The organism is Tropicimonas sp. S265A (assembly GCF_049800835.1).
Lineage (GTDB): Bacteria > Pseudomonadota > Alphaproteobacteria > Rhodobacterales > Rhodobacteraceae > Dinoroseobacter.
This window is the reverse complement of sequence record NZ_JBNAFU010000001.1, coordinates 971,903-990,367: the sequence shown is the minus strand read 5'-3', so window position 1 is coordinate 990,367 and position 18,465 is coordinate 971,903. Positions and strand designations below refer to the sequence as shown.

At 57.3% G+C, this 18,465-nt stretch carries 17 protein-coding genes and 1 tRNA gene; 3 read left to right on the top strand and 15 right to left on the bottom strand.

Annotation, left to right across the window (positions count from 1 at the left end; all coding sequences use genetic code 11):
- The first annotated feature begins 48 nt into the window (after nt 1–48).
- Nucleotides 49–1,380: a hypothetical protein gene (locus ACP15N_RS04895; protein ID WP_425091094.1), complete on the top strand. Its 1,332-nt coding sequence runs from the start codon at nt 49–51 to the stop codon at nt 1,378–1,380.
- 665 nt (nt 1,381–2,045) lie between these two features.
- Here ACP15N_RS04895 and ACP15N_RS04890 read toward each other — a convergent pair.
- The 9 genes from ACP15N_RS04890 to ACP15N_RS04850 all read right to left on the bottom strand — a co-directional run bounded on the left by ACP15N_RS04890 (nt 2,046) and on the right by ACP15N_RS04850 (nt 11,247).
- On the bottom strand, nt 2,046–2,321 hold the full coding sequence (locus tag ACP15N_RS04890) for a hypothetical protein (protein ID WP_425091093.1): 276 nt from the start codon (nt 2,319–2,321) through the stop codon (nt 2,046–2,048).
- 81 nt (nt 2,322–2,402) lie between these two features.
- Nucleotides 2,403–2,810 carry a hypothetical protein gene (locus ACP15N_RS04885; RefSeq protein ID WP_425091092.1) on the bottom strand — a complete coding sequence of 136 codons (408 nt, stop codon included), beginning with the start codon at nt 2,808–2,810 and terminating at the stop codon, nt 2,403–2,405.
- A gap of 143 nt (nt 2,811–2,953) precedes the next feature.
- Nucleotides 2,954–3,481, bottom strand: a complete 528-nt coding sequence (locus ACP15N_RS04880; protein ID WP_425091091.1) for a hypothetical protein — start codon at nt 3,479–3,481, stop codon at nt 2,954–2,956.
- Between the two features lie 304 nt (nt 3,482–3,785).
- Nucleotides 3,786–4,529 carry a hypothetical protein gene (locus tag ACP15N_RS04875; RefSeq protein WP_425091090.1) on the bottom strand — a complete coding sequence of 248 codons (744 nt, stop codon included), beginning with the start codon at nt 4,527–4,529 and terminating at the stop codon, nt 3,786–3,788.
- Nucleotides 4,526–4,819 (bottom strand): hypothetical protein, encoded by a 294-nt coding sequence (locus ACP15N_RS04870; RefSeq protein WP_425091089.1) that lies wholly within the window; start codon nt 4,817–4,819, stop codon nt 4,526–4,528. Before ACP15N_RS04870 ends, ACP15N_RS04875 begins: the two co-directional genes overlap by 4 nt.
- Nucleotides 4,820–6,390: 1,571 nt before the next feature.
- Nucleotides 6,391–6,537, bottom strand: coding sequence for a hypothetical protein (locus tag ACP15N_RS04865; protein WP_425091088.1), 147 nt, complete (start codon nt 6,535–6,537; stop codon nt 6,391–6,393).
- A gap of 1,333 nt (nt 6,538–7,870) precedes the next feature.
- The gene (locus ACP15N_RS04860; protein ID WP_425091087.1) at nt 7,871–8,080 is read right to left on the bottom strand and encodes a hypothetical protein; all 210 of its coding nucleotides are present in this window, start codon (nt 8,078–8,080) and stop codon (nt 7,871–7,873) included.
- A gap of 204 nt (nt 8,081–8,284) precedes the next feature.
- Nucleotides 8,285–8,839: a recombinase family protein gene (locus ACP15N_RS04855; RefSeq protein WP_425091086.1), complete on the bottom strand. Its 555-nt coding sequence runs from the start codon at nt 8,837–8,839 to the stop codon at nt 8,285–8,287.
- Between the two features lie 464 nt (nt 8,840–9,303).
- Entirely contained in the window at nt 9,304–11,247 is a 1,944-nt protein-coding gene (locus tag ACP15N_RS04850; RefSeq protein WP_425091085.1) for a helix-turn-helix domain-containing protein, read from the bottom strand.
- Nucleotides 11,248–11,380: 133 nt separating this feature from the next.
- Here ACP15N_RS04850 and ACP15N_RS04845 point away from each other — a divergent pair, with 133 nt between their 5' ends.
- The gene (locus ACP15N_RS04845; RefSeq protein WP_425091084.1) at nt 11,381–11,560 is read left to right on the top strand and encodes a hypothetical protein; all 180 of its coding nucleotides are present in this window, start codon (nt 11,381–11,383) and stop codon (nt 11,558–11,560) included.
- 200 nt (nt 11,561–11,760) lie between these two features.
- Here ACP15N_RS04845 and ACP15N_RS04840 read toward each other — a convergent pair whose 3' ends face one another.
- The 6 genes from ACP15N_RS04840 to ACP15N_RS04815 form a co-directional block, all read right to left on the bottom strand.
- Complete coding sequence (locus tag ACP15N_RS04840) at nt 11,761–13,044, bottom strand: DUF6538 domain-containing protein (protein ID WP_425091083.1); 1,284 nt, start codon at nt 13,042–13,044, stop codon at nt 11,761–11,763.
- An 88-nt stretch (nt 13,045–13,132) separates the two neighbouring features.
- Nucleotides 13,133–13,207: transfer RNA gene (locus ACP15N_RS04835), tRNA-Glu, on the bottom strand.
- An 87-nt stretch (nt 13,208–13,294) separates the two neighbouring features.
- Nucleotides 13,295–15,049 carry a single-stranded-DNA-specific exonuclease RecJ gene (gene recJ, locus ACP15N_RS04830; protein ID WP_425091082.1) on the bottom strand — a complete coding sequence of 585 codons (1,755 nt, stop codon included), beginning with the start codon at nt 15,047–15,049 and terminating at the stop codon, nt 13,295–13,297.
- A gap of 1 nt (nt 15,050) precedes the next feature.
- On the bottom strand, nt 15,051–16,022 hold the full coding sequence (glpX, locus tag ACP15N_RS04825) for a class II fructose-bisphosphatase (RefSeq protein WP_425091081.1): 972 nt from the start codon (nt 16,020–16,022) through the stop codon (nt 15,051–15,053).
- 123 nt (nt 16,023–16,145) lie between these two features.
- On the bottom strand, nt 16,146–17,432 hold the full coding sequence (locus ACP15N_RS04820) for a homoserine dehydrogenase (RefSeq protein WP_425091080.1): 1,287 nt from the start codon (nt 17,430–17,432) through the stop codon (nt 16,146–16,148).
- A 92-nt stretch (nt 17,433–17,524) separates the two neighbouring features.
- Nucleotides 17,525–17,764, bottom strand: coding sequence for a hypothetical protein (locus tag ACP15N_RS04815; RefSeq protein WP_425091079.1), 240 nt, complete (start codon nt 17,762–17,764; stop codon nt 17,525–17,527).
- A 95-nt stretch (nt 17,765–17,859) separates the two neighbouring features.
- Here ACP15N_RS04815 and ACP15N_RS04810 point away from each other — a divergent pair, with 95 nt between their 5' ends.
- Nucleotides 17,860–18,465: a TetR/AcrR family transcriptional regulator gene (locus ACP15N_RS04810; protein ID WP_425091078.1), complete on the top strand. Its 606-nt coding sequence runs from the start codon at nt 17,860–17,862 to the stop codon at nt 18,463–18,465.

Below are 18,465 nucleotides of genomic sequence, written 5' to 3'. Positions count from 1 at the left end.
TGTCCGCTCAATTCACCGATGAAGCACATAGAGAAGAGTGCCAACTAAATGCCTTCAGATGACATACAGATTAACAAAGGTGTTGACCAACGAAAATCGCCCTTTGGAATGATCGTCTTTCGTTTGGTGCTAACCTATCTGTTCGCATCCTGCGTTGTACTCGATAAAGCAGTAGGCATTAGCGTCGAAAGCCCTCGAACTCTCGAACACGCATTGGGCCGGGTGCTCGGCGCGTTATTGGAGTGTCAGAGCACCGCTTTCTACTTCCGGCAGGTGGATATTTGTCAACGGTACAACTTGTACGAATACCTGCGTTCTGAAATCCCATCAGGTAGCGTTGGAGTCGCTCTGCGTGAAATCGCAGTGTCCTCGGCCATATTCTGGGTTTTCTTGATCTCGCTTTGGCTTTACTTCCGTTCGAACTCTGGCCTCGCCTTTCTTCGCCGCTTTTTGGATGCCGTGACAATGATTGTTGTTGCCGTGGAAAACGCGGTCAGAAGCATCTTTAACCTTCAGCAAGTCAGAATGGATGATGGTGAGTTCATTGGAAGGCGAGGTCCAACAAATGAGATGCCTCACGAATTTACCTACTTTCACGTTGGTGAAGAAAAAAAGGCAATGTTTCGGGAAGCGATGCTTGGTTTCGAAAGCTTCGCGAAGTTGAGAGGATACGGTATATCTGTTTCCCTCGATACGTCCTTAAAGGACAGAGTGGGGGTGAAATTCACCATTTTGGATGCAAAGACAGAGATCACCTCTTCAGAAGTAAAATCTGACTTAGCCGAGTACATTGAGCGAGTGCGCAACGGTGGTGACTTCTCCGATCTACCCGTTGAGATCGATAGTCCAGAACACAGGCTTATACTATCTGCGCTTGACCAGAGGCTATCTATGGCCAAACATGAGGCCGAGACACAACGAGCAGTAGCGGAAAGCTACAAGGTGCTTCTTGGTGAGCTGGCTGGCGCGGCTCGCAATACAAACCAAGGAAATATTACCATAATTTCGGAGATTGTGGACATGAGCTCAAAATACGTACAGACGAACTCGCCCGGCGCGACGCAAGGAGAGCACGCGAAAGGTGCCGAAATCTCGAGCAGCACGGTGGGTAACCTCGGCGCAGAGAGGTCCACACAAGCTGTGGTGGATGAAATAGATGACCTGATAGCAATCCTAGAGCGTTCAGAGCTAGAGGAAAAGGAAACCTATCTGCGTTTCATTCAATCAGCACGTGACGAGATATCGAAGGGCGCAGACGCTGAAGAAGGCTTCATTAAATCCTGTTTGACTCGCTTCGGTTCGCTTCTCGAAAGAATCGAAACGACTTCTGAACTCTATAAGAAGGCTAAATCATTACTGACCATGTTCGGGATTCTGTGAACTACTTTGAAATGCCGTAGATCTAACTGGACTAGGCGTCAAAGATCATGAGGTAAAGCACAACAAACACTGTATGTCAGTGATTATGACTAGCTTCTCCTCCCTGTTAGCTAGAAGACCGTCCAAGTGTTGGATTGTGCAAAGGGTTTGTGGCCGGAGCGAAAACGACCGATTTTGGCGCTCTCACGAGAGCCGCCGTTGGTGCAATCGCGGCGAAAGTCGAGAAAGTCCTGCAAACCGGACCTCCGACACCCGGTCGAGCGCTGCCAGTGTAGGGAAGCACCTGTGTAAGCCAACCTTGATAGATTCTGTGCCTTGCAGGAATGGAGGTGGTGTTTTGCTTGTTTCTTGTTGGGCAAGAAGGGCTCAAAACTCGCGATACTCAGAGGGGAGCTCGATGCTTCGTTGCTTGGCTGTTTGGCGGATGTCCTGCAGTAACTTCCCAGACGCTTCGGCGACCGACGTGGCGAGTCGTTGGCGATCTGTTTTGGCAGGCAGGAATACCAACTGAGGTCGTTGCTGTCGGGCTTGCTCTGCCTCAGCAAGAAGCTGTGTTCTGATGCGTCTTAGGTCGCCGATGGTATTAAGGAGTTCTTTCCAAGTGGCGGAGGAGGCAGTGAGGTTTTCCGAGGGCCGGGACGGGGGTAAGTAAGAGTTCTCCATGGTCACTTGGGGAGCGGCAGGTTGTTGGATTTAGCCACTCGAGAAAGTGTCCACTCAAGCTCTTGCTCAGCTTCTTGAACCGCCAGCGCGATGTCGGTTTTTACACCAACCCCGGCAGCGTAGGGGTTCTGTCCGCTCTCAGCCAAAATTTCGCTGCGCTCGCTAAGCGCTTGGGCGTGTGTTTGACGGAGTGCCGTGAGACAAGCGACGGCCATGTCCCATGTGGACAGCTCCGGGTCCGCTTCTTCAACGGTCTTTTCGCGTGTTTGTTTCGCCATTGTTGGCTCCATGTTTTCTTGAGGTGTTGGGTTGTGTAGGTCGCGGGTCGGACGCCAAGCAGGCTCCGGTCTCGCAAGGTGTCAATCAGACACCCACTTCTTGTCGTAGAGGCTGTGTTGGCAAAGGATGTTTCGCGCAAACTTGAGGAAGGTCGCGCGATCAACCCGGCTGTGCTTGGTAAGGGCTACTAGTTCTCGCCAGAGGGGAACCTGGGTTATCGGGTCCAAAGGTTGATCGACCAAGTAGGCGAGTTGTAACGCTGCCGTTTGATCGTAGGGATACCGCTTTCTGCGGCCGTGCAGTTCGAAGAGCATCGCATCAACACGAGCAACAAATCTGTCGTCCCGTCGCTTGCGCACAAGCCGCTCAGCGGTTTCCATCTTCCGAGTTGCGGCCCGGATGGTCCGTAGGTCTTCCTTGTGTTGTTTCGAGTTGGCACGCAAAGGGGTGCCGCTCTTGTACAGAGCGACTGGTTCTGAGGTGGACATGGGTTTTCCTGAGGTTGTGAGACAGGGATTACGGCCCGTCAGCTATGGTGATAGCCGGGAGGTCTCCATCCCTGTTTCGTGACGCAAATTTCTCAATAAAATCAATGATCTTTTGAGCTGCATTTGCACATGTGAGGTAGGTGTTAGGGCTTGTTTCGTTCGAGTTCGTTCATCGCATCTTCCAGAAGCATCTCTTCCTCTTCTGCAGCCAGATGATCGAGGTGGTTTTGCTCTAGCTCGTCGGCTGACAGGGACACGTATGAGCTCACTGCTAAGGGGACCCCGAGTGCATCCGTGAACAGTCGCATGAGGTTCTCGACAGCGGCTTCTTGCTCCTTCGTAATCGTCTTGGACGCTTTGCCGGTCTCATGATCGAGGCCCCCGACCACACCGATCATTATCTGTGTTGCCCTAACGAAGTGGTTCTTGCTTCTCGTTGAAACGGTGAGAGGGTCGCGCCCGAGCTCGACCGTTCCGTTGGTTTTGACGATGTAGTGAAACGCGCACCCAAGGAACCCGCGCTGGGCGTCGAGGTGATCGAAGAAGTGAGCGTCGATCCGAGGGTCAGCGATGGTGTTTGTGTAGTTAACGATGAAGCCTTCTGTAACCTCTCGCGGAAGCGTCTTGAGATGGTCAACTCTGAGGAACGAGGATGCGGGGCTGATCTGCATCTGTGGCCTCCTCTCGGGCTGGGGCAGGGGGCGCTAGGCAACGATGTTTCCAACTGCGTAGAGCAGTCTGCGTGAGGGGTTGTCGGGTATCTGGGTCCAGACCGCGCTCTACAGTTTCGACCGTCGATAGGAAGTAGTCTCTGTTGCCTGTCTCCCTGCTGCAGCGAGCGACTTCCAAGGTCGCAGACTGGATATCGGTGTCCCACACCCATTCGGATATGCTGAGCATTCTTTGATCCTTCATCTTTGCCCGCACAGGACACGGTACAGGTTCGTGTTCCTGTGTGAGCATTGAGCCCGTAGATCAGAGACCAAGTTCAGATCGGACGTGGTGGTAGACGTCGGTCCACGTGGTGTCGGCGGCACGACCGCTCGCTCGGTCAATCGCGTACTGTCGGATCACAGCGGTGACACCCGGATGTACCGACGAGAGTGTCTCAAGCTCTTCGAATTGTCCGCGACCAAGTTCCGCACGGGCTGCGTCCGTGGCTGCTGTCTCTACGGATCGCTCGACTGCGCTGAGTAGGGATCGCGTGTCAGGATCAACTTCAGTTTCCGCTATTTCGCCTGATGCTAGACCGTCGATGACAGCGGCGGCTTCGTCAATGTCCATGCCTGTCCCCGCAACTTCGGCGACGGAAGTATCGTAGATGAGTGCTTCCGACATTTGCATAACTCCCGCTTCAACCGCGCTGTTCAGGCCGTCAACGGCGTTGTCGTAAACCGGAAAGCCTGTGTTGGATTTGCTGGAGACTTCATCGGCTTCTTGAGCCTGCTCAACTGTCTGCGGAGAGTGGTTCGCGGAGAAAACTTGATCGATAACGCCCAAGCTCTTAGCGCCTGCCACATCCATCTGCATCCCTTGGATGACAACGATATCGGTATCTCGTAGATCGTCCATGGACTGCACGGCAGTGGTCATACCCTCGCGGTGAACCTCGACCGAATTGCTCCGATAGTTCTCGCTCGAGGCGTATTGCTTGTTGGAGAACACCGTGCCGTCGGTGAACTCTCCGTCGTGGCCTAAGGTGACTGCTGTTACGGTCATTTTGTTTGTTCCTTCCCGGTCAGCCCGAGGCTCACCGCTGGTAAATCGATGTTGTTTGTTTGGTACTTGAGCGCACCGCCCAGAAGCGCCTCGGGGCATAACTTGGCGAGTGCGGTGGGGTGGTATCCGTCGACCCTCAGTCTGAAGAATGCTACCAGTAGTGAGACCCGGTCTTCCTGCTGGATGTCCGCCCCCAAGGATCGAACGATGGATGCAGAGGCGGCACCATCTGACGCACAGATGGCGATCCAGAGTTTGCTCAGGGTACTCTTGGAGTCGGCCTTTTTCATGCGGGGGTATCCTCTTGGGGGGTTGGCGCGGTTATCCAGCCAGGCTAACTGCCCGTCGCGTCTACGCTTGAAGTCCTCGAGACGGCGCTGGGCGCGGAACCTTTCGCGCTGCTCGGGGGTCATATCAGTGATACCGATCTCAAGCCTGTAGGCGCATGACTGGCAGTTGACTTGATCTGAATGGGTCAGGGCGAAGCTGGTGTTGCACTCAATGCAAATCCTGCGTTGAACCTTTCTGTCCTCATCAATGCACGTGGGGCACCTACGGGCCTTCGGCTTGTGTGTGGTGAATATCTCGAGACAGGCTCCGCACGTTCGTTCGTGCACTTGCGTATGCTTGCTGCTCGGACACTTCGCTGAACGCTCCGCTGGGCGCACACTAGGAGAGCGAGATGCTCTCACGCTCTTTAGCTCTGTTGGAACCTTGAGGCCCTCACTTCGGCAGTCGTCGCAACGGGTGGCTGCGGGTGTACCGAGGAAGTCTTTCGCGCACACTAGGCATACCTTGGCGGACTTGGGTTTCGGCTTGGTGGGCATGGCGTTCACCTCGTGTGCTCGGAGTGTTTGATCGGCGGTGGTTGAGAGAGTTGCTTGCAACGCCCGTTAGGCTTTGCTTGCCCAGATCCACCTCGTGTCAGGCGTCTTCACCGGAAGCGCTTCTGCAGGAGGTACCGACCGAGGTGCATCGTTGTGGCGGAGAAGCTCGTCCAACGGATCAATTCCTACTGGCCACTGACCGCCTATAAGGCCGGATGCTCTCCGGTTCTTCCTGAGGTATTGGCTCGGTACGCCTGAGTTATCCGCTAGGAAATGGTCGAGAGGGTGGTCCCCAGCTTGGCATGTCTTGATGGCATGTCGCGGGACAGAGACCGGTGGGTGGTAAAGACCATCCGAAACACCACGCTGATACGTGACCATTATGAACTCGAGGAGGAAGCGGTCCTTTAAGGTCAACCCGAGTTTGTTGGCTGACCGCAGGGCGTGAGTTCCCAGCATCGCGAAGTCGGTGCTACTAAGTCGGTAGCCAATCCCCTTTCGACCCCCATGGAAGACCTCTTCTTTTCTGCCTTTCGGGGGGCAGACCCCGCGACGCCCGTAGAATGAAGCACCCGCGAGAAAACGCTGGTATCTCGGGCCGGTTCCGATGACACTTCTAGCAAGGGCTGCATGGATGTATGACGCCGCTATGGTGACCTCGGTTGGAGCCTTTCTGCGGCCCAGCAGGATATGCGGCAAACGCCTTGTGGCCCTCCCATGCACGAGAGGGTTCACCCGGTACGCTGGGCGCTTATCCCAAGGACCGTTGGGGTAGCTCGGGCCTCTTGCATGGCGGATAGCTTCTGAGATTTCGGCTTGCGTGGGGTTGGTCTTGGCAATGACCAGCTTCGCGAGGGAACGTAGGGCAGGGGAAGGGATGAAGCCGCCTATTGGGAGGGCGTGCTTTGATAGGATCGCAGAGCATCCTCCGCAAAGGCCAGTCTTGTTGCTGTCCCGCATCGTTACGGACGCGAGGCTGAGCGAGTTCGTGCAATGTGCGGAGGCGCAAAGCATGGTTCACCTCCGGTGTGGCGTTAATGGAGCTTCTGCTTCCTGATCTCCATCCATGCGTGGGGTCCAAAGCCCTTTTGCGTGGAAGCTCTGAGAAGCAAGCCGAGAATGGCGTAGACCACGTCTTGTGGCAGGACGCTTTCGGTCTCTTCGGGCGGCGTAGGGTCCATCACTGCGCGAGAGCAGCATTGGCAGCGGCAAGTGTTCATGGGGGTGCTCCAGTTTTTGAGAGGTCACTAGCCAGCGATGGCGAGCGGTGAAGCTCGGTGATCGCGAGGGCATTTCGGGTTATAGATATCTCATGGGGGGGGCAGTAATCGTTTCGGCCTTGTTTCATTGGGTTTTGACTAAGACGCGGAAGGCGGTACCCCACGATCTGTACAGGCATCCCGGATGTGCACACCCCACTCCGAACGGGTGAACCGGTTCGCTTCCTGGGCTAACGTCGGATACGCGAGTGACTTGCGGAAGTGGGTATGCCTGCGGGGTTCTTGCGGTTTCAGAAGCAGGAGGTTTGTTAGCACCTCCTTGATCTTCGCTTCCCCAGCACGGGCACTGTCGATCAACTCCTCAAGGTATCTCGGGCGGTCACTCGGGGGCATCCCGTAGTATCTTTCGGTGAGGACCATGTGTAGGTCGAAGAGTTCATCCTCGCGTCTGGCTTTCGTAGGGGAAGTGGTACGGTTCTGTGGGCCCTTCAGCGCATCACGTTGAGCGTTGCGGCAAGCGTCCTTGCAGTATCTTGCAGTTGAACGCTGGGCAGGGAAGACCACCCCGCACCAATGGCAGGTTGTGTCGATCATGAAGGTTCTTTCTTGGGAGGGGGCAATGGGGCCTTAGCGGGAGGCCACTATAGGTAAGAGAGCCGGGGTGCTCACCGAGCGTCTTGAGATGCACTCAAGATCGGAGACCAGTAGAGGCAATCACCTTGATGCAAACACGCTGGGCGCATCTCAAGGTTTTGGCGTTATATCGATAGTGGGCAGTATTCGTTTCGGCCTTGTTCCATCGGCTGTTGGCGAGGTGAAGACCGAGATCACGTTCGTGCATGGACCGGGTACATGGGTGTACTTGGGGTGTTGATTGGTGGTGGTTGCACCTGACAGGACGCTGAGAGGTGCAACGCTGATGTGATCGTGTAATCTACCGCACCTGTGCACCGTGGGAGCAACTGAGGTGAACTCTGAGTGTACCTGAGTGTACTTGAGTGGGACAACACCGACCAATACCACCTGATCCTAACACCCTAGGTACACTCTATACGTAAATCTCAGGGTGTCTTCATCTCATGAGGGGGCAGTAATTTAACCCACTGTTTTACTTGGCAAGTTCTGGTCGTGCGAGTGGCAGCAGTACTGTACAGTGATTTAGGTCCGTATCGGTCCCTTTTTTGAGTTCTTCGGTGGTGCCTCAGGGAAATACACGAACAGGCAGGACCTTAGGTCACTCGACTAACCGGGCACCACACAGCGTGGTCTCATGGGCTGCGGGTGCTCCCAGAGCCTATGCCGGGAAAGTCTGTGCTTCTCTGGTCTGCGATAGCACCTGCTTGAGGTCACTTATCTTATCCTCGAGTTCTTCGTATTCGGCGTCGGAGTACAGCTCAGACTTGGTGCCGATGGCCGCTGCGCGTTCTTCCTTGAGATCACAGAGGTGTTCGTCGAGTGCTGCGATGATTGCTTCGCGGGGTGTACCGAAGTGAAGAAGTGACATGGCTCTCTCATGAATAGTGGATCATTAGCGCTGTCCTTGGTCTACGTCATCCAGCACGGACGCAGGGACGGACAGGAACACATAACCAGTACCTCACAGCCGGAGCAGATGTCAAATAAATACATTAATTACAATATGTTAGGAGTTTCTATATCATAAGTATCGGGGCTAGTAACCAGGAGTGAACCCGAGATCATCTTAAGATCATCCTGGGTTCAGTATCCGGTAGACGCTGGCACGCCCGATCTCCAACCTCTTGGCGATCTCGGTAGCCCCGATGCCCTGCTCGTGTAGCTCCTTGACCTCCTTCGCTTTGGCCTGCGCTGTCGGTTTTCTGCCTCGGTACTTGCCAGCGGCCTTGGCCTTGGCGATGCCCTCGCGCTGCCTCTCGAGCATGATCTCTCGTTCGAACTCAGCAACCCCGCCGAGGATTGTCAGCATCAGCTTGCCGGTGGCGTTGCCGGTATCAATACCCATCGACAGGATGCGGAGGGATGCGCCCTTGGTATCTATGGTCTCCAAGACGACCAGTAGGTGAGCCACTGAGCGGGCTAGACGGTCGAGCTTGGTGACGACCAGCGTGTCACCCTCCCGGATGTAGTCGAGCGCCTCAGCGAGCTTCTCACGGGCTCCCAAGTCCACTGAGGACACCTGCTCTATGAACACCTTCTCGCAGCCAGCAGCAGCCAGCTCCGTCTCCTGCGCTTCTAGTCCCGCCTTCTGGTCCAGCGTGGACGTACGAGCATAGCCAACGATCATCTCCAAGTGCTCCTCAAGTGTCTCACAAAGTCTAAGACGATGTAAGGCGTATGTCTCATAAGTGCAATAGGTGACTGTGTGAGACATTCTTGGGCTACCGTTGAGCCGTCTCGCACGGGCATGGTCTATTGAGACTATTCGGGCGAAGCGGTGGCTGGGGTGGCGGGCGTTGTCGCTGCGGCTCGGCCCCGGGTAGCGACAAGGGTACCCCCCCCGTTGTAACTACGGTGAATTTGGGGTCACCCGAGGCCCCCACGGGGGGAATACCGGAAGGCTCACGTGTTATATACCCCTCAGATTTTTCCAACAAAGTTCGGTCGAGGTTGATACCGCTTAATGACAATTTTGAGCGCACAGCAGTCATGTGCCGAGGTGAAGCAAAGGTTTGCTTCGAGCCCATTTTGACCGATGCTGAAATCTGTTTGAATGGCTGGTAATACAAGAAGATGTACTTCTGGAGTTGGTCAGTCGGCGTTGGTCAGCTTAGCAACAAGAGCTTCTGCTTCAATTCTACTTTTAGCGAACACCTCGGTTCCTGCTTCGTGGCCATTTTTTTGCAAGGCCGATTCAGTCTCAACAAGTTGACCCAATGCGCGGGCTGCAAGTGCGGCATTATCAGTTCTGTCGGCCAAATACATCATGGCAACCGCTTCATTTCCATTCGTAAATGCCCAACTTGTTAAATCGCGCTCACGTGTCAGTTCTTCAAGTGCGCTACGATAAGCAATAAGGGACTCTTCTAGCCGTAGCGTGCCGGTTTCGAATTGTCCTAGGGAACGAAGCGTGACACCGAGATTCATTTGAGCCCTAGCCCAATCAAGGGGAACACGGTCACGAGTATACTCCTCCAAAGCAAGCCGATATGCCGTTGCTGCCTCCTCTAAACTGTTCGCACAGACTTCTCTCTCTCCAATGGCCTGCAGGGCATTACCGAGGTTCATTTGGGTCCTAGCCCATTCCAAGGGTAAATCGCTACGGCTTAGTTCTTGAAGTACAGCCCGGTAGCCTGCAACGGCATCTTTGTGCTTTTCCGTCCCGTTCTCCCGTTCTCCGATGACTTGAAGAGTTGTTGAGAGGTTCATCTGAACCATTGCCCACTTAGAAGGAGCTCGATCGCGTGTAAATTCTTTGAGAGCGTCGCGGTAGGCTGACAAAGCCTCTTCTAACGTTTCGGTTCCGCTTTCGCGCTCTCCCAAGACTGAAAGCGCATTTCCCAGGTTAGTCTTTGTAATCGCCCAATCCATGGGAACCCGATCTCGTGTCCTTTTTGTCAACGCGGCACGATAGGCTTCGACTGCCTCATTTAGTGTCCTTGGGCAGTTATTTCTTGTCCCGAGAGTTCTAAGTGCGCTTCCAAGATTCATCTGGGTCGTCGCCCAATCGAGCGGATTGTGGTCAACGTCCGTTTTTTCGAGTGCAGCGCGAAAAACAGTTATGGCCTCCGACACTTTGTGGCTATCGGCTTCGCGGCTACCCAATCTGTGAAGCGCTAGCCCAAGATTGGAGAGGCACGATCCTATCCTCTCTTCATCATTTTGATAGCGGCGAACCATCTCGCGTATCAACTCGACGGCCACCGCTCCATCGAAGTTCAAGCCTCTTTGGTCGCCCCTGTTGTACCACTCGACAAAAACACTCCGCAGATAGGCGTAGCTGTCCTTAGGTGATGGAGACTGTGCCTCCAGCGGCAGTTTTTTGAGTTCATAACTCACGGCTGCATCAACGTCGCGGGTTAGAATCGCCTGTGATATTGCCTTTTCGTATAGACGCAGTAGTCCAGCTTGAGCACGGGCTTCTTCCTCTGCCAGCAGAGCTGCGGCTTGGTCGATGTCACCTGTTTCATTCAGTGCATCGACTCGAGCTATGACTACATTGACCGCGTCGTCCGTATTCGAGGGAAGCTTTCCCCGCTCCCGATCCTGAACAGCAACCTCCAATGCCTGCTCTAACCCAGCAAAAGCCGCGTCAAAATCATGCGGGCTTCCTTCTGCATAGCGCCTGGCGAGCGCTATCAACATGCCCTCCTTGATTTTGAAGTCCTGAGCTTGCTCGGACAACAGTTCGACCAGTTTGTCTGTGTTCGCCAGGACCTTGTCGTCGATTGCTTGGGACCTTTCTGAGGCCGCCTGCAATTTGTGCACGACAGTATTTGTGTCCGTGGCTACTTCAATGGCCTCGGACCAGCGCAAAGAGGTGGGGATTTCTTCCACATCAATGGAAAGGGCTTCGGCCACTTTTTTAACTGTAGCACTTGTAATATTGGGGATTTTGCCGTTCTCGATCTGAGAGATCATGCCTTTGCGGTCGAGATTACCTAGCGCTGCATCGGCGAGGTTTTCTTGTGTCAGTTTCAAAGCTGTCCGGCGCTGTCGCACCAACGCTCCAAACGCTTTAGCATCATCAGACATCATGACCCTCGAAAGTTATTGACCTCGGTAACCTAATAGAAACGACGGTCCGAACGACCTCTGGCACAAGCCTACTCATCGATATCGTTTTCTCAACCGCCGGGCCCGGCTCAACATCGAAAGGTAAAAAAGGATGTTCGAGCTGAAGAAACAGAATACTAACGCAAAAGCGTTTTTGAGCGCGGTTTTCTCGCACCGCGTTCTTTATGCCTCCTTGGCTTTTTGCCACGCGTCAGGGTGCGTCGTAACTGAAAAGCCGGAACTCTATGGCCCGATGGCAGTGCTGTACGGGATTCTTTCTGTGCGCGGCTAGATGTTGTGGATGGTAGTGCTAGAGCCGGTTGAATCTTTTGGGAGATGCGGAGAACCAGGGTTACCAGTTGCGCAAACCACATTGCCGTCGTTCGAGCGAGTACAGCGAAAGCACGCTTTGTCCGCAAAGCGGTTATAGATGGAGGAAGCGATGTTGCGATATACGTCTTCTTAGGTGCACTGACCCTCGAACTTCAGTTACTAGTGATAGCCATAGTATAGCTTTCGTATTGCCCCGAGCTTCTGATCCATCGAGCTACCCCCGCTGTACAAGCCGTAACTCATGGTCTGCTTATCGTGCCCGAGGATGTCCGCTGAGACGTTCTCAGGCACACCCGCCTGTTCGAACAAGGTGGTTACCGTCTTCCTTATCGAGTGGAACACGTATCTCTCATCGTATTCGAGCCGCTTCTTTACCTTCCCGAACTGCTTCGACATTGAACCGCCTCGCTTGCCGTACTTGTTTCGCGAGAGGCCCGGTAGGAGGTACTTGTTCCCACGTCCCCTCAAGTCCGCCACAAGCGGCCCTAGCGCGTCATGGATAGGGATTGTGCGGTTGCCTGCCTCGGTCTTCGCTCGCACGATTTTGATCGCGTCGTCGGTTACGTTCACCGTCTCGAGGGACGTCAGTTCTTCTAGGCGACACCCCGTGTAGATCGCGAGTTCAAACGTGGCGAGCATCATCTCACTGCGACCTGAGGAGATCGCTGCGCGGAGCTTCTGGATGTCAGAGACTGTGAAGGGCAGGCGGACCTTCTCCGCAGCGTCCTTCCGGTTCACCGCAGGTAGAGCGACATTTTCGAATGGGTTGGATTTGTCCTCAGGCGCGATGTCCGTCTCGACGAGATATCGCCAGTACACCCGCAGTGTGCTCAGGTTATCCTTGATGGTCCGGTTCTTGAGACCCTCTTCCTGCGAGAGCTTCTTCACAAACGCCCTGACAGCCTGACGGTCCACGTCCTCAAGCATCGGGCAACTCGAGGCGAACTTGCCAACGGCGTGGCGGTCCTTGCGCTCTGTCTTGGGTTCCACCTTGCGGTTTGCGATGTAGCCGTCGAGGGGCCGCTCGAACGGGGTAAGCTGCCCGTCAGCAATCTTGTAAGCGCGGACCGCCTGTTCCTCCTGCTTCTCGGAAAGCTCTTCTGAGTACCTTGCTCCGAACGACTTCGCCAGTTTGTCGATTATCTCGTCTTGGAGTGAAGCTACACTTTCCGGGTCAAAGTTTGGGTTCGCTCGCTGGTCCTCGAGGTACACTCGGACGTCCGCGAGATACTCGTCGAGTTTCTGTGTTGGGTTCCCACGGGCTTCCTCGATCTGCTTCTTGAAACCTAGGATCAGCGGACCTGACCTTGCGATTGCAACCGCTCTGTCCGAGGTCTTTAGGCTTTGCTGAAAGACTCGCTTGCCAAACAGATCATAAACATCGTCAGGAATTGCCACTTTCACGTGGTAGGTGCTGCCCCGTTTTATGAGGTGGTTCGCCATCTCTTGTATCCAGTTTTGTAACCAAATTTGTAACCAACAAAGGCTGTAAAGCCCTTGTTTTACAAGTATTAACTGGAAAATGGATTATTGGTAGCCCGTAGGGGAATCGAACCCCTCTTTCCAGGTTGAAAACCTGGCGTCCTAACCGATAGACGAACGGGCCACCGGGGTCGTGAGGGGGTGTTTAGGAAAAGGGCGCTGTCACTGCAAGCGGAAAATGGCGCCGGGGTTGAGGAAACTTGCACCCTGCCTAGGCAGCAGGGGCGGCATCCTCCAGCAGCAGTTGCACGCTTTGGCGCCCGCCCCAAGTATTGATTTCCAATCGTCCGGCAAGATGGAACCGCGTGCCGCCAGTATCCGACAACGCCTCCCCCAGTGGCCCGTCGAAGGCCCCGAAGGCAATTGCGTCGATCCGGCTCCCGTCCGCGGCCTTGGCGCTGAGTTTCAGATGTGTATCGCTAACCCGTTTGGCATAGGCAATCGCCATATCCGCCAAGGCAAATCGCGGGGCAGCGGCCGCCGCGCCGAAGGGGCCCGCGGCCTCGATCTGCGTGATCAGTTCAGGTTGCGCAGCAGAGGGCATCACCAGCCCATCCAGCTTCAGGTCGCGTGGTCCCATCCGGTCCGCGCCTTGTTTTGCAAGCAACTCCGACAGCCGCGCCATCGCAGGCTCCAGCCTGTCACGCGTGACGGTCAGGCCTGCGGCCATCTTGTGCCCGCCGCCCTTGATCAGCAGGCCTTCGCTCGCAAGCCTTTGGATTGCGGCACCAAGATCGACGCCGGTGACGGATCGGCCCGACCCCTTACCTTCGCCGCCATCGAAACCAATCACGATTGCGGGCCGGTTTGTCGTTTCCTTCAGGCGTGACGCCACAATCCCGACAACGCCCGGATGCCAACCCTCGCCCGCCGCCCAGACCAGTGGCCCCGCAAGTCCCCGATCTTCGGCCTGTGCCAACGCCGCCGCGCGCACCCGTGCTTCGATATCGCGCCGTTCCTCGTTCAACTCACTTAGCCGCGCGGCCAGAGCGTCTGCCTCGTGTGGGTCCGCGGTGGACAACAGGCGCGCGCCCAGATCGGCTTGGCCAATCCGCCCGCCTGCGTTGATCCGGGGGCCAAGCACGAAGCCGAGATGATAGGCGGCGGGCGCGGTGTCCAGCCGGGCCGCATCCGCCAGAGCGCGCAGCCCCGGACGAGTGCGCTGCCCCATCACCTTCAGACCCTGCCGTACCAATGCGCGATTTACCCCGATCAGGGGCGCGACATCGGCGACGGTGGCAAGTGCGACGAGGTCGAGCAGCGCCATGAGATCCGGTGTCGGTCGGTCCGCCGCGCGCAGTTGCGCGTTTGCGGCCACCAGCGTCAAAAACACCACAGCCGCAGCGCAAAGGTGCGCCAGATCTCCGGTTTCGTCCTGCCGGTTCGGGTTTACCACGGCAAGCGCGTCGGGAAGGGTTTCTCCACCCAGATGGTGGTCAAGGATCAAGACATCCGCTGCCCTTGCGGCGCCAATCGCCTCGTGTGAGAGCGTGCCGCAATCCACGCAGATGATCAGGTCGTGGTCGGCGGCCAGCGCCGTCATCGCGGACGGGTTCGGACCGTATCCTTCATCGATCCGGTCGGGAACGTAAAGCGTTGCGCCATGTCCCTGCGCGCGCAGCCACCACTGCAAGAGTGCTGCCGACGCCCCACCATCGACGTCGTAATCGGCAAAGATGGCAATCCGGTCTCGCGCCTGCACGGCTTGTACGAGCCGCGCGCTCGCCCGGTCCATGTCCCGCAGTCCCATCGGATCGGGCAGCGTGTCGCGCAAGGTCGGTGCCAGGAAAGCCGCGGCCTCCTGTGCCAGCACACCCCGCCGGGCGAGAATGCGACAAACCGGGTCGGACAGCGCGGTCTCCTGACGGATTGCCTCGGCGAGCCTGTCCTGGTCCGGGCTAAGCCCCGTCCAGCGCCGCCCGGTCAGAGAGGATGCGACCCCCAGAAACGCGGCAGCATCGTTCATCTCACATGGCGCTGGTCGGGTTCCGATAGGTCATACGGCGCACGGACCCGGTCTTGGAGCGCATGAGAATGGTTTCGGTCGTCAGATACCCGACCTCGCGCTTGATGCCGGAGACGACGGAACCGTCGGTCACACCGGTCGCGGCAAAGATGACGTCATTGCGAACCAGTTCGTCGCGGGTATACACCCGATCCAGATCCTCGATCCCGGCCTTGCGGGCGCGCCCGATTTCATCGTCGTTGCGGAACAGCAATCTGCCATACATCTGACCGCCCATGCATTTCAGCGCGGCAGAGGCCAGAACGCCCTCCGGCGCACCGCCTTCGCCCATATACATGTCGATCCCTGTGATCGCTGCCTCGGCACAGTGGATGACACCCGCCACGTCCCCATCGGTGATCAGGCGGATCGCAGCGCCGGTTTCGCGGATTTCCGCGATGACATCCTGATGGCGCGGGCGTTCCAGAACGCAGACAGTGATGTCCGACGGGTCGCCGCCCTTGGCTTTTGCCAATGCGTGGACGCGTTCTCCGGGCGACATATCCATCGTCACGGTGTCCGGGGCATATCCGGGGCCGATTGCCAGCTTGTCCATATACACGTCAGGGGCGTGCAACATGGACCCGCGCGGGCCCATCGCGATGACGGTCAGCGCGTTCGGCATGTCCTTGGCGGTCAATGTGGTGCCTTCCAGAGGGTCGAGCGCGATGTCGACCTCCGGTCCGTTTCCAGAGCCGACTTCCTCGCCGATGTAAAGCATCGGCGCTTCGTCCCGTTCCCCTTCGCCGATGACCACAACGCCCTTGATGTCGAGCATGTTCAACTGATCACGCATGGCGTTGACGGCAGCCTGGTCGGCAGCTTTCTCGTCGCCGCGACCGATCAGCTTGGCAGAGGCAAGGGCAGCCTGTTCGGCCACGCGGGCAAGCCCCAGAGAAAGCATACGGTCATTGAAATCGGGAGAATTTGTCATGAGGCACCTTGTGCAAAAACGTCGTCCAGTCGCCTCTTGGCATACCTGTCCGCGCCCCGAATGGAAAGCGCCCGGATGGCGGTCTTGCCGGTGCCGTGCGCTATCGCAACAGCCCTCCGCCGATCACACCTGTTCGATCCGGATGGCCACCGGCTGTCCAGACAGAACACCGGTGCCCGGCAACGCATCCAGCGCGTGATCGAGGGAGGCGCGATCGGTCTTGTGCGTCACGATCAGAACCGGGGCAGAGGTTTCCTCGTGCGCGTACTGTCGCATCCGGTCGATGGAGACCCCGGCCTGTCCGAGAACCGTCGCCACTTTTGCCAGGGCCCCCGGTTTGTCCAGCAACTCCAGCCGCAGGTAGTACCGCGCCGGGACGGCCGTCTGGGCACCGACGGCAGGTTCAAGATCCGCCGCGGGCTGACCGAAGGTCGAAATCCGGTCGCCGCGCGCGATGTCCATCACGTCAGACAAAACCGCCGAAGCCGTGGGGCCTTCGCCGGCGCCGGGACCGCGCAGCACGATCTGGCCGACCGCGTCCCCTTCGAGGACAACCATGTTCGTGCCCCCCTCCAACTGACCCAGCGGGGAGTCTGCGGGAACAAGGCACGGAGACATGCGCTGTTCCAGCCCGCGACCGGTCATCTGTGCAACGCCCAGCAGTTTGATGCGGTAGCCCATGTCAGCGGCCTGGCGGATATCCTCGATGGTGATGCGTTCGATCCCTTCGAGCTGCATCGCGCCAAAATTCACCTGTGTCCCGAACGCGATCGAGGCAAGGATCGCCAGTTTGTGCCCGGCGTCGATCCCGCCGACATCAAGCGTCGGGTCCGCTTCCAGATACCCCAGCGCGTCGGCTTCGGCGAACACTTCCTCATAGGGAAGACCGGCTGTTTCCATACGTGTGAGGATGTAGTTGCAGGTGCCGTTCATCACGCCCATTACCCGGGTGATCTGGTTGCCGGCCAGTCCTTCGGTCAGGGCCTTGACCACCGGTATTCCGCCCGCAACGGCTGCCTCGAACCGGAGGGCCACCCCGGCGCGTTCAGCTGTCTCGGCAAGGTGCTGACCGTGAAGCGCCAGCATGGCCTTGTTGGCTGTAACCACCTGTTTTCCAGCGGCGATTGCCGCTTCGGTGGCGTCTTTCGCAGGGCCGTCCGCGCCCCCCATCAATTCGACGAACACATCAACGTCGTCACGTGTTGCAAGCGCCACCGGATCATCCTCCCAGGCGTAGCCTGACAGGTCGACACCGCGATCCTTGTCGCGCGTGCGCGCCGAAACGCCCGAGATGACCACCGGTCGACCGGCACGGGCGGCCAGAAGATTGGATTTTGCGGCGACGATTTTGGCTACGCCTGCGCCCACGGTGCCAAGCCCGGCAATGCCTAGGCGAAGGGGGGTGGTCATGCGGGGCCTCCAGGCGATCGTGACAGGGACGAAAGGATGTTGCGCCCGTCTAGCCAATTGGGGGGGCGGGCGCAACGCGTCAAAGCGATGGGTCAGCGTACGGCATCCGCCCGGGATTGTGCCGCCCGTGCCCGGGCCATCAGCCGGTCGGCATCCTCTGACGTGAGACGCGGATCGGGCGCTTGCAACAGAGGGCCGAGCGGCGCGATCTTCGGCCGGGGCGCGTCCCGGGATTCGGGCGTGATGTCCACGGCCAGCGCCTCCGGCGGGGCACATCCGCTCATCGCGAAAAGCGACATGATGGCGGGAAACAGGGTGTATCGCAGGCGCATGCCCTCTTCCTATCGTGTGGCCGCCGCAGCAGGCAATCGGGTAAACCGGGATTTCGTCCTAGGAATTGAACGTCCGTTCACATAGGCTCGCGAGCATGGCACGCAAAACTGGATCGCATTCCGACATTACCGGCCCGCGCGTACGCGCCGCGGCGCGCAGTCTGATCGCGCGTCACGGCTTTGCGGCCGTCTCCATGCGCCAGATCGCCCGCGAGGTTGGTGTGCAGGCGGGGGCGTTGTATCTGTATACGCCGGACAAGCAAACGTTGCTGTTCGACCTCATGAAAGCGCATATGGATGAATTGCTTGAGGCGGTCACACGTGTCGACCTGACCGGTGCCCCGGAGCGCGCGCTGGAGGCATTTGCGCGATTCCACATCGAGTTTCACCTCGACCGGGCGGAGGCGGTGTTTGTCTCGTACATGGAGTTGCGGAACCTCACGCCAGAGAATTTTGCCGTCATCGAAGGACTGCGCAGGCAGTACGAAACCCTGCTGGAGACAATCTTGAGGCGCGGGCAGGCGAGCGGTGATTTCGAAGTGCCCGATACCAAGTTGGCAACGATGGGACTGATCGCGATGCTGACGGGGCTGACGACCTGGTTTCGCGAGGATGGGCGCCTCGACCGGGAAGACATTCAGAACATCTATTGGGACATGGTGCGCAAGGCTGTCGGGGTGCAGGCGCCGGTCACCGCCTAG

Bases quoted from the DNA above. Each gene is read 5' to 3' on its own strand.
- ACP15N_RS04895 (WP_425091094.1), top strand. From the start codon at position 49: ATGCCTTCAGATGACATACAGATTAACAAAGGTGTTGACCAACGAAAA.
- ACP15N_RS04890 (WP_425091093.1), bottom strand. From the start codon at position 2,321: ATGGCGAAACAAACACGCGAAAAGACCGTTGAAGAAGCGGACCCGGAG.
- ACP15N_RS04885 (WP_425091092.1), bottom strand. From the start codon at position 2,810: ATGTCCACCTCAGAACCAGTCGCTCTGTACAAGAGCGGCACCCCTTTG.
- ACP15N_RS04880 (WP_425091091.1), bottom strand. From the start codon at position 3,481: ATGCAGATCAGCCCCGCATCCTCGTTCCTCAGAGTTGACCATCTCAAG.
- ACP15N_RS04875 (WP_425091090.1), bottom strand. From the start codon at position 4,529: ATGACCGTAACAGCAGTCACCTTAGGCCACGACGGAGAGTTCACCGAC.
- ACP15N_RS04870 (WP_425091089.1), bottom strand. From the start codon at position 4,819: ATGAAAAAGGCCGACTCCAAGAGTACCCTGAGCAAACTCTGGATCGCC.
- ACP15N_RS04865 (WP_425091088.1), bottom strand. From the start codon at position 6,537: ATGGACCCTACGCCGCCCGAAGAGACCGAAAGCGTCCTGCCACAAGAC.
- ACP15N_RS04860 (WP_425091087.1), bottom strand. From the start codon at position 8,080: ATGTCACTTCTTCACTTCGGTACACCCCGCGAAGCAATCATCGCAGCA.
- ACP15N_RS04855 (WP_425091086.1), bottom strand. From the start codon at position 8,839: ATGATCGTTGGCTATGCTCGTACGTCCACGCTGGACCAGAAGGCGGGA.
- ACP15N_RS04850 (WP_425091085.1), bottom strand. From the start codon at position 11,247: ATGTCTGATGATGCTAAAGCGTTTGGAGCGTTGGTGCGACAGCGCCGG.
- ACP15N_RS04845 (WP_425091084.1), top strand. From the start codon at position 11,381: ATGTTCGAGCTGAAGAAACAGAATACTAACGCAAAAGCGTTTTTGAGC.
- ACP15N_RS04840 (WP_425091083.1), bottom strand. From the start codon at position 13,044: ATGGCGAACCACCTCATAAAACGGGGCAGCACCTACCACGTGAAAGTG.
- recJ (WP_425091082.1), bottom strand. From the start codon at position 15,049: ATGAACGATGCTGCCGCGTTTCTGGGGGTCGCATCCTCTCTGACCGGG.
- glpX (WP_425091081.1), bottom strand. From the start codon at position 16,022: ATGACAAATTCTCCCGATTTCAATGACCGTATGCTTTCTCTGGGGCTT.
- ACP15N_RS04820 (WP_425091080.1), bottom strand. From the start codon at position 17,432: ATGACCACCCCCCTTCGCCTAGGCATTGCCGGGCTTGGCACCGTGGGC.
- ACP15N_RS04815 (WP_425091079.1), bottom strand. From the start codon at position 17,764: ATGCGCCTGCGATACACCCTGTTTCCCGCCATCATGTCGCTTTTCGCG.
- ACP15N_RS04810 (WP_425091078.1), top strand. From the start codon at position 17,860: ATGGCACGCAAAACTGGATCGCATTCCGACATTACCGGCCCGCGCGTA.